At 57.0% G+C, this 13,677-nt stretch carries 12 protein-coding genes and 3 pseudogenes; 6 read left to right on the forward strand and 9 right to left on the reverse strand.

Annotation, left to right across the window (positions count from 1 at the left end):
* Positions 1–11: 11 nt before the first annotated feature.
* Positions 12–899, forward strand: a complete 888-nt coding sequence (locus N7E01_RS08095) for a LysR substrate-binding domain-containing protein (RefSeq protein WP_289175453.1) — start codon at positions 12–14, stop codon at positions 897–899.
* On the opposite strand, the gene N7E01_RS08100 is transcribed toward N7E01_RS08095, so the two are convergent.
* Positions 875–1,816, reverse strand: coding sequence for a LysR family transcriptional regulator (locus tag N7E01_RS08100; protein WP_289175455.1), 942 nt, complete (start codon positions 1,814–1,816; stop codon positions 875–877). The two genes, N7E01_RS08095 and N7E01_RS08100, sit on opposite strands and share 25 nt — an antisense overlap.
* Positions 1,817–1,927: 111 nt before the next feature.
* Between N7E01_RS08100 and N7E01_RS08105 the strand changes: the two are divergent.
* The 5 genes and pseudogenes from N7E01_RS08105 to N7E01_RS08125 all read left to right on the forward strand — a co-directional run bounded on the left by N7E01_RS08105 (position 1,928) and on the right by N7E01_RS08125 (position 5,862).
* Positions 1,928–3,060: pseudogene (locus N7E01_RS08105) on the forward strand (cupin domain-containing protein).
* A gap of 108 nt (positions 3,061–3,168) precedes the next feature.
* Complete coding sequence (locus tag N7E01_RS08110; protein WP_289175457.1) at positions 3,169–4,080, forward strand: fumarylacetoacetate hydrolase family protein; 912 nt, start codon at positions 3,169–3,171, stop codon at positions 4,078–4,080.
* Between the two features lie 5 nt (positions 4,081–4,085).
* Positions 4,086–5,109 (forward strand): annotated as a pseudogene (locus tag N7E01_RS08115) (carbon-nitrogen hydrolase family protein).
* A gap of 8 nt (positions 5,110–5,117) precedes the next feature.
* Positions 5,118–5,264, forward strand: coding sequence for a hypothetical protein (locus N7E01_RS08120; protein WP_289175459.1), 147 nt, complete (start codon positions 5,118–5,120; stop codon positions 5,262–5,264).
* Positions 5,265–5,292: 28 nt separating this feature from the next.
* On the forward strand, positions 5,293–5,862 hold the full coding sequence (locus N7E01_RS08125; protein ID WP_289175462.1) for an FCD domain-containing protein: 570 nt from the start codon (positions 5,293–5,295) through the stop codon (positions 5,860–5,862).
* A gap of 237 nt (positions 5,863–6,099) precedes the next feature.
* Here N7E01_RS08125 and N7E01_RS08130 read toward each other — a convergent pair whose 3' ends face one another.
* From N7E01_RS08130 to N7E01_RS08165, 8 genes and pseudogenes are all read right to left on the reverse strand, one after another.
* Positions 6,100–6,795: an ABC transporter ATP-binding protein gene (locus N7E01_RS08130; RefSeq protein WP_289175464.1), complete on the reverse strand. Its 696-nt coding sequence runs from the start codon at positions 6,793–6,795 to the stop codon at positions 6,100–6,102.
* Entirely contained in the window at positions 6,795–7,547 is a 753-nt protein-coding gene (locus N7E01_RS08135) for an ABC transporter ATP-binding protein (protein WP_289175465.1), read from the reverse strand. Before N7E01_RS08135 ends, N7E01_RS08130 begins: the two co-directional genes overlap by 1 nt.
* Positions 7,540–8,508 (reverse strand): branched-chain amino acid ABC transporter permease, encoded by a 969-nt coding sequence (locus N7E01_RS08140; RefSeq protein WP_289175467.1) that lies wholly within the window; start codon positions 8,506–8,508, stop codon positions 7,540–7,542. The genes N7E01_RS08135 and N7E01_RS08140 overlap by 8 nt, the downstream gene beginning before the upstream one ends.
* Positions 8,509–8,515: 7 nt before the next feature.
* Positions 8,516–9,429 (reverse strand): annotated as a pseudogene (locus N7E01_RS08145) (branched-chain amino acid ABC transporter permease).
* A 269-nt stretch (positions 9,430–9,698) separates the two neighbouring features.
* A complete protein-coding gene (locus tag N7E01_RS08150; protein ID WP_289175767.1) occupies positions 9,699–10,790 on the reverse strand; it encodes an ABC transporter substrate-binding protein in 1,092 nt (363 codons plus the stop codon).
* Between the two features lie 127 nt (positions 10,791–10,917).
* Positions 10,918–12,117, reverse strand: coding sequence for a 3-hydroxybenzoate 6-monooxygenase (locus N7E01_RS08155; RefSeq protein WP_289175469.1), 1,200 nt, complete (start codon positions 12,115–12,117; stop codon positions 10,918–10,920).
* An 84-nt stretch (positions 12,118–12,201) separates the two neighbouring features.
* Positions 12,202–12,840, reverse strand: a complete 639-nt coding sequence (gene maiA, locus N7E01_RS08160; protein WP_289175471.1) for a maleylacetoacetate isomerase — start codon at positions 12,838–12,840, stop codon at positions 12,202–12,204.
* A 3-nt stretch (positions 12,841–12,843) separates the two neighbouring features.
* Positions 12,844–13,542: a fumarylacetoacetate hydrolase family protein gene (locus N7E01_RS08165; protein WP_289175473.1), complete on the reverse strand. Its 699-nt coding sequence runs from the start codon at positions 13,540–13,542 to the stop codon at positions 12,844–12,846.
* Positions 13,543–13,677 lie beyond the last annotated feature (135 nt).

Raw genomic sequence — 13,677 nt, forward strand, 5'->3', positions numbered from 1 at the left:
TGCCCCCGCGCATGGAACTTCGACAACTTCGCTACTTTACCGCGCTGGCTGAAGAACTCAACTTCACACGGGCCGCCGAGCGCCTGCACATTTCACAACCCCCGCTCAGCGCACAAATCGCACAACTGGAAACCGAACTGGGCGTGAAGCTATTCGAGCGCAACAGCCGCAAGGTCAGCCTGACCGATGCGGGTACCGCCTTTTTGCGCGATGTTCGAGTCATTCAGGCCCGCCTGAAAGAAGCCACCCAGCGCGTTCAGGATATTCATTCGGGTCTGGCCGGCCGCATCGAAATCGGGGTATCCGGGTCGCATTTCCTGGGGCCCTTGCCCCAGTGCATTTCTGACCTGGCCAAGGCCTACCCCGACATTGATGTGGTCCTCAATGAAATGGCGCCAAACGACCAGATCGAGGCGCTGCGTGAACAGCGCATCGACATCAGCATTTCACGCCAGGTGGTCGAAGACGACTTGCTGTGCAGCGAAGCCCTTTGGCCTGATCCGTTATGGGTAGCACTGCCACACCGGCACAGGTTGGCGAACCCGACCGGCACGCTGGGCCTGGCTGCACTGGCCGAAGAACATTTCATCATGCTGCGCCGCGATACCTCACGCTTCGCCCAACACATCTACAACGCCTGCATCCAGAAGGGGTTTACGCCCGATGTTGTACACGCCGTCTCCGAAGTGCCGGCGCAACTGAGTCTGGTCGCAGCAGGGCTGGGCATCGCCATTGTGCCGGGCTCAACCCGGCGCTATCAGGCCAGCACACTGGTGTTTCGTCCGCTTGAAGACATCGGTATCCATACCCAGGTGCATGCCGTCATGCGCAAGCGCTCACGCAAACCCGCCGTAAATACTGTCGTTCGTCAGCTTCAGATCTCGGCGTCGGTTTCCTGATAGCGGGTGACGTCGCGGATGCAGTCGAGCGCCTGCTCGATGGTCTGAGGGAAAATTTCGTCGTTACGCCAATACATTGATACGGACCCGAAGCCTTGCATTTTCAACGACAGGCTTCGCACCAGCTTGAGCCGGGTCAGCATCTGCGTTGACCGGTGCGACGCCGTACCGATCATGTCACTGTGCGTCAGCAGGGTGACGTTGGCAATGACGGAATTGGATTCCACGTAGTTTTTGGGCAGTTGACGGCCCGCACTGGCCAATGCCGCTTCAAGCGCGTTGCGTACCGGCGTTTCGCGGGGCCAGACGATCCAGCGGTAACGCTCGACATCATCCCAGTTCACCGTGGTTTTCAAAAATAACGGATGACCGGGCCGGGCAATGAGGTCGACCGGCTCAACGTACAGCAACTCGCTGCTGATCAGCGCACCATCCAGCATCTGTTTGCTGGTACGCCCGATGACCACATCCAGTTCACCCTGGGCCAGCATAACCAGCAAACGATCCATCGTGGCTTCAACCAGGTCAACACGCAGTGCGGGCAGGCGTTCAGCCATGCGCAGGATCGCCATGGGTGCCGATACCGAGGCTGCCGCGCCCGACGCACCGATGGCCAAACGACCGCTCACGCCTTCACGCAGCGTACTCATGTCGGTCGCGGCGCGGTCAAGCTGGGACAATACGCGCCGGGCATGCTCGATCAGTACCTTGCCATTGGGCGTGGGAATCAGCCCGCGCGCATGGCGCTCGAACAGGGGCAGGCCGACATCTTCTTCCAGCTCTTTGAGCCATTTGGACAGGCCGGGTTGAGTGGTATTGAGCAAGGACGCCGAATGGCTAAGGTTGCGGGTTTGCTCAAGGCTGAGCAAATACCGCAAATTACGCAGCCTCAGCCGGTCGGTCCAGTCAGTTGCCATGCCTATTCCTGTTGATTCAAGCTGCACCGGCTTGTCAGCGTCGGGCAAAAAGAATATAGTCTTCGAAAATACGGGTTATTTTATAAAATCCTAACCTTCAGGGGTCATACCATGAAATCAACCGCCCGCGAAAATAATAACTTTCGCGAAGACGTTTTAGGTCGTGCCAACGTTGAAGATACGCCAGAACTCATTGCGTACTACGACGATCTGGAAAAAATGAACACCGCCGCCCTCTGGACGGTTGCCAACAAGATCGAACCCTGGTTCCCGCAATCCCCTTCGGTACCGGTGCTCTGGAAGTTCAAGCAACTGCGCGAACACGTCCTGAAGTCGGTTTCACTGGTATCCCCGAAAAAGCCGGCCGCCGCGTAATTTACCTGGACAACCCCGGTCGCCGCGACGTGGCTGCTGCCGTGGGCTGGCTGTATTCGGGCCTGCAGGTCATGCACCCCGGTGAACGCGCGTCGGCACACGCCCACTCGGCCAGCGCCTTGCGTTTCATCATGGAAGGCCGTGGTGCCTACACCATTGTCGATGGCCACAAAATGACATTGGGTGCGAACGACTTCGTCTTGACGCCCAACGGTACCTGGCACGAACATGGTGTTGAGGAAGACGGGCTGCCCTGCATCTGGCAAGACGGCCTGGATATCCCCCTGATGAACGCGCTGGACGCCAACTTCTACGCCGTTCACCCCGACCTGCAGCAAGCGGTTACCTATGAGGTCAACGACAGCACCCATGCCTGGGGCAATTCGGGCCTGGTGCCGGCCAACGACAAATGGTCGCACGCGTACTCGCCCTTGTTCAAGTACGAATGGGCACCCACCTATGAGGCCCTGAGCCGCTACGCCAAAGTCACTGACGGCTCACCGTTTGACGGCGTGTTGATGAACTATATCAACCCAAAAACCGGCGGCCCCGTCATGCAAACCATCGGCGCCAGCATGCAAATGCTGCGTCCCGGCGAGCACACCAAAGCCCACCGCCACACCGGCAGCTTCATTTACCAGGTGGCCAAAGGCAAGGGTTACTCCATTATCAACGGCAAACGTTTCGACTGGGAAGAACGCGACATTTTCTGCGTACCGTCCTGGATGTTCCACGAACACGTCAACGCCAGCGCCACCGAAGATGCGTGCCTGTTCTGCTTCAATGACCTGCCGGTCATGAACTCGCTGGGCCTGTATCGCGAAGAAGCGCTCAAAGAAAACGACGGCCATCAGCCGATCCTGGCTTAATCCGGCCAGAACACGGGGTGCCCGGGCCGATTGCCCGGCGCCCCTTTTATGTGCCGGCCCGGGGGCACCCCCGACTCACCTTTCTATTCAGTCTTTAAAGGAAATTTCATGCGTTTAGTTACCTACCGCCGCACCGTCAACGAAGAGTCCCGTCTGGGCGCACTTGACGGCAATCTGGTGATCGACCTGCAATGGTTGGGCGATGCCGCCGGCATGGACCTGCCTGACAACATGCTCGACTTCATCGACCTCGGCCCCGAAGCGGTGAAAAGCACCACCGAGCTGCTTAACACGTACCGCGGCGAATGGCCCCTTGGCGTGGCTATCCCTGTGCAGAACGTCAAGCTGCTGGCCCCCATTCCACGCCCACGCAAAAACATTTTCGGTATCGGTCTGAACTACACCGAGCACGTGGCTGAATCTGCCAAATCACTCGACACATCGCCCGATCTGCCCAAGCAGCCCGTCATTTTCTCGAAGCCGCCCACCACGGTTATCGCTGACGGTGACGCCATCGAGCACAACGCAGAAATCACCCAGCAAATGGACTGGGAATGCGAACTGGCCGCCATCATCGGTACACGTGCCAAGCGCGTTGAGCGCAAAGACGCGCTGCAATACGTTTTCGGCTACAGCATCATGAACGACATCAGCGCCCGCGACAACCGCCGCTCGGGCCAGTGGATCTACTCGAAAGGCCAGGACACTTATGCACCGTTCGGTCCGTGCATCGTGACTGCTGACGAAATCCCTGATCCCCAAAACCTGAAACTGTGGCTCACCGTCAATGGCGTTGAAAAGCAGAACTCGAACACCGCCTACATGCTGTTCAAGGTTGATGAGCTGGTCGCCGACATCAGCAAAGGCATCACACTGGAACCCGGCGATATCATCGCCACCGGTACTCCCGCAGGCGTTGGTGCCGGCCGCACACCCCAGGAATGGCTCTGGCCCGGCGACGTGGTCGAATGCCACATCGAAGGCATCGGCTCGCTGCGCAACCCGGTTGTCAAGGTGTAATAACCATGCTGAATCTGCCCACTACACGGGTGGCCGCCGTACAGGCGTCTCCCGTTTTCATGGACACGGATGCAACGGTCGACAAAGTCTGCGCGCTTATTAAAGAAGCCGCCGGTAACGGCGCGCAGCTGATCGCATTCCCCGAAGTGTTCATTTCGTGCTACCCCTACTGGAGCTGGTTCATGTCTCCGGTCGAGGGCAGCCCCTGGTTCGAAAAGCTGGCACGTAGCGCCATCGAAATCCCCGGGCCGGAAATCCGCCGTGTGGCACAGGCGGCAAAAGCAAACAACGCCTTTGTCGTCATCGGTGTGAACGAACGCAGCAAGCATGGTGTTTCCACCATCTACAACACGCTGGTGTTCATCAGCCCGGAAGGCAAAATCGTAGGTCGCCACCGCAAACTGGTACCCACCTGGGCCGAAAAACTCACGTGGTCCAACGGCGACGGCAGCTCCCTGCGCGTCTACGATACCCCGATCGGCAAGATCGGTGGCACTGGCCTGCGGCGAGAACACCAATACACTGGCCCGTTTCAGCCTGTTGGCCCAAGGCGAAATGCTGCACATCGCCAGCTACATTTCGCTGCCGGTTGCTCCGCCCGACTACGACATGTCCGAAGCCATCAAGGTTCGTGCCATGGCGCACTCGTTCGAAGGCAAAGTGTTCACCATCGTATCGTGCTCGACGGTCACCGACGACATCATCAACCTGTTCACCGACACGCACCCGCAAGCCGACACGCTGCTGCGTCGTGAAAACAGTGCATTCTCGGGTGTCATCGGGCCCGATGGCCGCGTTGTAGGCACACCGCTGATCGACAAGGAAGGCATCGTCTATGCCGATTGCGATCTGTCGAAATGCATCCAGCCTCGCCAGATGCACGACATCACCGGCCACTACAACCGCTTTGACGTCTTCAATCTGCAGGTGAACCGCAAGCCCCAACAGGCTGCCCAGTTCATCGGCCCCGAAAGCGCCGTCAGCTTTGACGACGAAGAGGGTGAAGACGAGCTGAACGAAGGCCGTTAAGCTGCATCATGAATGTCCTGACTGACCCGAACCTGCTCGAACCCGTCGAGGCCGCCAAATCGGTCACGTTGGCCGAGCAGGCCTATCGGGCCATCAAGCATGACATTATCTCGGGGGCCTTGCCCCGGGGTCTGCCTTGCGCCTTGAGTTCCTGAAAATCGTTACCAGCTCAGTTTTTCACCTTTGCGTGAAGCACTGAACCGGCTGCACAGCGAACACTTGGTTGATGCCGTCGCCCTGAAGGGTTTCCGGGTGTCGCCCCTGTCGCTGAAGGAAATGCGCGATGCCATGAGCACACGCATCTTCATTGACTGCGAAGCCCTGAAACGATCCATTGAGCGTGGTAACGACGACTGGGAAACCCGTGTGGTGGGCAGCCTGCATACGCTGTCGTTGGTCACGCGCCGACATGGCAGCAACAACGCCGGCAGTATCCAGAACCCGGATAACGCTTCCGAACTGAATTACGACCAGATCGAACACCGCCACCTGGCTCTGCACCAGGCCCTGATCAGCGCCTGTGATTCGGAATGGTTGCTTGAGTTTTCAATGAAACTGTACATCCAGACCGAGCGTTACCGCCGCCCGATGCTGGTCAACCGTTACAAAACAGATGCGCCGCGCGACGTTTCCAGCGAACATCGCAACCTGGTCGAAGCCACTCTCAGCCGCGATATTCCTGTCGCCACCCAACTGCTGGCACAACACTACCAAAAAACCGCCGATCTGATCGCCGCCTCGTTGCAGCCCTGAAGCCTGAAGCCAACAATGGCTCATGTTCCGCGTGGTCCGTCCACGCCATCAGGTCAGGCCTGTCAGCCATGCCCTGCGCCAGCCCCGCACAAATGAAAACGCACAGGTTGCAAAAACACAAAAGCCGTTAAAACCGGAAAACTCCCAGCTTTAACGGCCCAAAATCGCTGTCACCACCCTGCGGACAATAACGGAAGGCCTGACCAAGCCAAGCACCGATACCCTCAGGTCTTCCGGTTAAACCCCCAGATACTGGTTCACCAGATCCGGCTGTGCCAGCAATTCATCTGACGTACCGTTCCAGACGATGCGGCCCTTCTCGATGATGTGGTGACGATCAACCAGGTGCTGCATTTCTTTCAGGTTTTTATCAATCAGCAAGATGGTCTGACCTTCACGTTTGAGACGATTCAGGCAAGCCCAGATTTCCTGACGAATGACCGGGGCCAGACCTTCAGTCGCTTCGTCGAGAATCAACAGCCGGGGATTGGTCAGCAAGGCCCGGCCAATGGCCAGCATTTGCTGCTCACCGCCAGACAACGTGCGAGCCGACTGCGCACGACGCTCATGCAGACGGGGGAACAGTTCATAAACAGCATCAATCGTCCATGGACCATTCGAATCGTTACGGGCGGTTGCGTAAAGATTTTCGTAAACACTTAGCGACGGGAACACATGACGGCCTTCAGGCACCAGGCCACACCCCAGACGTGCAATCTGATGTGGCCGATAGCCGTTGATGACCTCACCGCCCAGGCGAAGGGTACCCGCCTGCAGAGGCAGCATGCCCATGATGGTACGCACTGTCGTGGTTTTACCCATGCCGTTACGGCCAATCAACGAAACCACAGTTTGCGACGGGATTTCAAGATCAAGGCCAAACAACACCTTGCTTTGGCCGTAACCCGATTCAATTTTTTCAGCTTTCAGCATTATTCATTTCCCAGATAGGCGTCACGCACGGCAGGGTGGTCACGGACTTCATCGGGCGTACCGGTGAAAATAGGGTGACCATACACCAGCACAGTACAACGATCGGCCAGGGCAAACACGATGTCCATATCGTGCTCGACCAGCAGCATGGCATACTGGCCCTTGAGGCTTTGAAGAATGTCCTTCATGAGCATGGATTCTTCCGCCCCCAGACCGGCCATCGGCTCGTCCAGCAACAGTACGGGCGCGTTCAATGACAGGGCAATGGCCAGTTCAAGCTGCCGCTTCTCACCGTGCGCCAGCGATGACACCAGGTCGTTGGCGCGATGATCAAGACCCACCTTGACCAACGCATCGCGCGCTGGCTTGCGCAACGACTCATCGTTACGGGCATTGCGCCACAGGCTGAACCGTTTGCTGGTACCTGCCTGCACGGCCATGGCCACGTTGTCTTCGACCGTAAAGTCGAGATACAACTGGCTGATCTGGAATGAACGGGCCAGACCGACTGCCGCACGCTGGTGCGGCGGAACCCGCGTGATGTCTTTGCCATCGAGCAGGATCTGGCCGGAATCGGGCATGATCTCGCCGCTGATCTGCGAGATCAGTGTGGTTTTACCCGCACCGTTCGGGCCGATCAGGGCGTGGATTTCATCCGCGTACACCGTGAGGTTGACGTCATCGGTCGCGGCGAGAGCACCAAAGCTTTTACGCAGGTTGCGAATCTCGAGTTTGGGTTTTTTATCAGTCATTGTTGCGTCCTCCGACCAACCAGCCAAAAATACCGCGGCGGCTAAAGAGAACCACCAGAATCATGATGGGGCCCAGGAACAGCATCCAGTGCTCGGTCCAGGCCGTAAGGATTTGCTCAAGGCCCAGGAAGACTGCTGCACCGATGATCGGACCAAAAATAGTGCCCATACCGCCCAGGATGATCATGCTCATCAGTTCACCGGACTTGAGCCACGACGCCATGTCGGGGCTGGCATACAGCGCATAGTTGGCCCACAACACACCGGCCAGACCTGTACCGGCCGCCGAAATGACAAAGGCAGAGAGCTTGTAGGGCATCGGCGCATAACCAAGGTTCACGTTACGACGCTCGTTTTGCTTGAAGCCGCGCAGCACCATGCCGAATGGCGAATTGACGATACGACGGCAAATGAAAACCCAGACGGTCAGCAGAACCAGGCAGATGTAATAGAACGTGGCGTTGTCATCGACATCAAGGCCCGGAATGACGTTACGGTTGGTGATCGATAGGCCATCGTCACCACCGTACTGCACCAGCCCCACCAGCACGAAATACAGCATCTGGGCAAACGCCAGCGTGATCATGATGAACTGGATGCCACTGGTGCGCAGCGACAAAGCCCCCATGATGGCACCGACCGCCGCAGCCAGGATCATGGCCAGCGGCCAGATCACCAGGGCCGAATTACTGCCGGCCCAACCGAATAACGTGTCACCCATGTCCATGTGAAAGCCCACAATGGCCACCACGTACCCGCCAATACCAAAGAACGCCGCATGGCCAAAGCTGACCATCGCCCCGTACCCTAGAATCAGGTCAAGACTGACAGCGGCCAAGGCATAAATGACAAAACGGGTAACCATGCTGACCAGAAAGGTGTCGTCGGTGACGTTGGCAATGGGCGGCACCAGAATCAGCAGGGCAAAAATTATGCCGACAACAATATATTTGCGAGTCATTGTCTGTTTACCTTTGAGCAGGAACCAGCCCACGGGGTTTCACCAGCAGGACGATCGCCATAAGAATGTAAATACTGGCCGAAACCAGGCTGGAGCTGACCGAATCACTGTATTCGGGGGCAAAAGCTGCGACATGCCCAGCGGAATGTACGCACGACCAAACGAGTCGACCAGGCCCACCAGCAATGAACCCACCAGCGCACCACGCACCGAACCGACACCGCCGACCACAATCACCACCAGTGTCGTGATAAGGATCTTTTCACCCATGCCGATCTCAACGGCCAGCAGCGGGGCACCCATGACACCGGCAAAACCGCCCAGCAAGGCACCCAGCGCAAACACCAGCGTAAACAGGCGACGGATGTTGATGCCCAGCGCGTCGACGGTTTCGGCGTCATCGGCACCGGCCCGCACGAGCATGCCGATACGCGTACGCGAAATGAGAATCCACAACCCAATCGCAACCAGCACACCCGCGCCAATGAACGCCAGACGCATGATGGGGTAGTTCAGGCCAGGCAAGATCTGCACCGAACCCGAAAGCAGAGGCGGAATATCGACAAAGGGCGGGGAGCGACCAAACACCAGGGTAACCAGTGCATTGGTAAAGAAAATAACGCCCAAGGTCGCCAATACCTGGTCAAGGTGATCCCGGTGGTAAAGGCGACTGATGATGAGTTTTTCAACGATAAGACCATAAATCGCAGCACTGAACAGCGCCGCCAGAATGGCCACCGAGAACGAACCGGTAATGGCAACGGCCGAAGCCGCGCAAAATGCACCTACCATATAGAACGAACCGTGCGCCAGATTCACGACATTCATAATGCCGAAAATCAGGGTCAGGCCCGCCGACAGCAGGAACAACAGGGCACTGTACTGCAAGCCATTCATGGCCTGCTCTATGAACATATACATGGGAACTTTCCATTTACGCCGAAGGCTGTGCAGCAACTACATGACAGCCACCCGCTGGTCTTCATACTGAATCTGCTGACGCAACACAGTGCAAACGCACCAAGACCAAAAAAGGGATACAGACAACCTGCGTTGCCGGTATCCCCGCTGCCTTGAAACCATTGAGACAACAGTAGACGTGTTCAGTTTTGCGTTACTGTAAACATAAACACTTTAACCTTCAAGATTTTAGCGGGGATACCGACAATTTCTTACAGTTCAGTTACGGCTTAGTTCATTTTGCATTCAGCAACGTAAGGATCAACGTGATCTTTCACGATGGTCTCGACGAATTTGTAATCGAGTTCGCCCTTGGCATTAGGCTCGACACGCACCATGAACCAGTCCTGGACCGGATGATGGTTGGCTGCAAACTTGAAGTTGCCGCGCACGCTTTCGAATTCAGCCTTGCGCAGGGCTTCGCGGAACTGGTCTTCCTTGCCTTTGATGTCACCACCAACAGCCTTCAGTGCCGATGCCATCAAACGGCCCGTATCGTATGAGGTTGCCGCATAAACGGTCGGGCGGCGACCGTACTCTTTCTGGAACGCTTCAACAAACTGTTTGTTGGCTGCATTGTCAACATCGGCGGTCCACTGCGTGGTCAGGTAGTACCCTTTGCTGGCATCGCCGGTGGCTTTGAGCATGCGGTCATCCATGGAGTACAGCGTGGTCACCATTTTGACTTTATCGCCCAGGCCCGAGTTGGCCCACTGCTTGGCAAAGTTGATGCCGGCACCACCGGGCAAGAACTCGAATACCGCTTCGGGTTCGAGCGAACGGATACGGGCCAGTTCAACCGAGAAATCTGACTGGTCGAGCTTGGTGTAGATTTCCGCCAGGATTTCACCCTTGTAGACCCGCTTGAAGCCGCTCAGAGCATCACGCCCCGCTTGGTAGGCAGGGGCCATGATGACCATTTTCTTGATGCCCATGTTGTTGGCAGCAATTGCGGCACTGTCGCTGTACGAGTCGTTCTGGAAGGCGACCGAGAAGTAGTTCTTTTCGCAGCCCTTGCCCGCAAAGGTTGACGGACCCGCGTTCAGGCTGACATAGAAACCGCCTGATTTCATGACGGTCGGCACGACAGCCACCAGGACGTTGGAGAAGTTGATGCCGGTGAACAGGCGAACGCCGTCTTGCACCATCTTTTCAGCGATCTGCTTGCCGGAGCCTGGCTTGAGGCCATCGTCTTCGACGATGACATTGACAGGCACGCCACCCAGTTTTCCACCTTCTTGCTTGACGGCCAGCAAAAAGCCGTCACGCTCGTCTTCGCCGATGTAGCCGGCCGGGGTGGACAGGGTGGTGATCAGACCGATATCAAGCGGTTTGTCAGCGGCACTGGGCCATGACGGCGGTCAGGCCCAGGGTCATGCCCAAACCCATTTTCTTAAACAGTTTCATAGAGTCTCCTTTCGAGTTGGAATGGTGAAACAAAGCGCGATGTTAGCGCGGCTCGAGACAGTTGTCTTTACGCCAGCCGTAAAGCCACTCGAGTTGCGTATAAAACTGGTCTTGGGTTTTGCCTTTCCAGAGCAGATTGCGTACCTGACGCTCCACGCCTTTGGCATGATACAGGCGACCCATTTCACGGGCCGACCAGACCACGCGGGCGGTACGTGGAATACGTACCGACTCATACAGACGGAAGGTGGCGTCCAGGTCACCGCCGGTCTTGGCATAGGCTTCACCCAGCGTGACGGCGTCTTCAAGCGCCATGCATGCGCCTTGGGCCATATATTGTGTCATGGGGTGAGCCGCATCACCTAATACGGTTGTACGACCTTGGCCCCAGGACTCAACCGGGTCGGCATCCGCCGTGGCCCAGCGACGCCACGAGGTCGGACGATCGAGCATTTGACGCGGGGTTGGATGAATACCCTGGAAGTACGAGAGCACTTCTTCCTTGCTGCCGTCACGTACACCCCATTCTTCCTGCTCACGGCTGTGGAAGGTAACCACCAGGTTATATTGCTTTCCGGCACGCAAGGGGTAGTGCACCAGGTGACAGTGCGGGCCTGCCCAGAGCACAGGTGCATTGATGCGCAACTCTTCGGGCATGTTTTCGCTATCGACCACGGCACGGTAGACCACATGACCGGTAACGCGGTGCTTCATGCCGATCGTCTTGGCGCGAATGACGGACTTCACCCCATCACAGCCAATCACCGCGTCGGCCTTGTAGACTTCGCCCTTGCTGTCGGTGATTTCGACACCGGTGCTGGTGACCTTGACGTCTTCGACGTGCGTGGAGGTCTTGAACTGGATCAGCGGATTGTCTTGTACGGCTTCCAGAATTGACAAATGAATGTCGGCCCGGTGAATCACCGCGTACGGGTTGCCGAAACGTTGACGGAATTTTTCATCGGTTTCAATGCGCACGACCTGGGCGGCATCAACGGCATCCATCATGGTGACGTGGTCGGTGAACACAGCCCGGTTGCGCGAGGCCTCACCCACGCCCAGGGCATCAAGCGCTGCAAAGGCGTTCGGCCCCAACTGGATGCCGGCACCAATTTCACCGATCTGGTCAGCCTGCTCGAGCAACAGGATTTCGACGCCCTGACGGGAAAGCGACAGGGCGGCGGCCAGACCGCCAATACCGCCACCGACGATAATGACCTTTTGTTTAGCTGTGTTTGTCATGTTGTCCACCTTTGTAAAGACGTGACGAACCACAGCCAGACATTAGCGGGCCGTCACATGCCTGATGTGATCAGGGATGAAAAATCAGGGTTGATAATCAGGTTGTTTTGCGGGCGCTGCCTGCTGGAAGGCCGGCAGCGTGTTGCAATGGTTGTACACCGCCATAACCCGCTTGTACGGTGTCAGATCGCATTTCATGCGCAACGCGTTAGCCACTTGCGGTACCAGACAGCAATCTGCCAGCGATACCTGTTCGTCAAAGCAGAAATTCTGCGAACCGGCACGTTCAAGCAGGGCCTCAAGTGCAACAAAACCCTCGGCAATCCAGTGGTTGTACCAAGCCGTTTTCTGCTCGTCGGAAACACCCAGTTCCTTGGTTAGGTACTTGAGTACCCGCAAGTTGTTCAGCGGATGGATATCACACGCAACAAGATTGGCGACCTCAAGGACACGAGCCCGCTTTGCCGGATCAGCCGGCAACAGACGCGGCTCGGGGAACTTCGCATCAAGGTAGTCGGCAATCGCCAGCGATTGGCCCAGGTGAAACCCGTTGTCATCGAGCATGGGGACACTGGCACTGGGGTTGTTGCGCACATACGCGTCATTTTTATGCTCCATGACGCGGATGTTGACCGGCACCTGGTTGGCCTGCACATTCTTGAGACCAAGAACGATGCGGACCCGGTACGAGGCCGAACTGTTGAAGAAGGTGTGCAGATCCATGGTTTACACCACCTTGACCTTGATTTCGCCCAGACCCTCGACCTTGCCGACCATCAGGTCACCTCGCACCACCGCACCCACGCCTTCAGGGGTGCCGGTGTAGATCAGGTCGCCTTCTTCCAGATGGAAGTATTTGGACAGATCGGCAATGGTTTCAGCCACCGACCAGATGAGTTTGTCGATGCTGCTTTTCTGTTTGACTTCGCCATTGACCAGCAGGGAGATTTCCGCTTTTTCCAGGTGACCGACTTGGGCTACCGGATGCAGAGGGCCAATCGGGCCGCTGTCGTCAAACGCTTTGCCCAGTTCCCAGGGACGGCCCATTTCGCGCATTTTCATTTGCAGATCGCGACGGGTCATGTCGAGGCCTACGGCGTAGCCCCAGACGTGCTCAAGCGCCTGCTCAACACTGATGTTGGAGCCGCCCTTGCCGATTGCCGCAACGAGTTCAATTTCGTAATGATAGTTGCTGGTTTCGCTGGGGTAGGGGATGTCAAGCGTATCGCCGTAAGCGACCGGACGCACGGAGTCAGCAGGCTTGCAAAAGAAGAATGGCGGTTCGCGGTCAGGGTCAAAACCCATTTCGCGGGCATGTGCAGCGTAGTTGCGACCGACACAATACACCCGGCGCACCGGGAATGTATCGGAAGAACCGTTGACGGGAACGGCAACGATTTCAGGAGCTTTAACGACGTAAGACATGGCGATCTCTTTGATTTGATGTTGTAGGACAAGCCACCGGTGCAGGGTGCGACCCTGTCTGACCATTCAGTGACCAGGTAAGTCGTATTATGCGCGTCTGATAACGCTTTGGTATATCTTTATAGATGAATTTTT

This window comes from Neopusillimonas aromaticivorans (assembly GCF_030344915.1).
GTDB classification, from domain to species: domain Bacteria; phylum Pseudomonadota; class Gammaproteobacteria; order Burkholderiales; family Burkholderiaceae_B; genus Neopusillimonas; species Neopusillimonas aromaticivorans.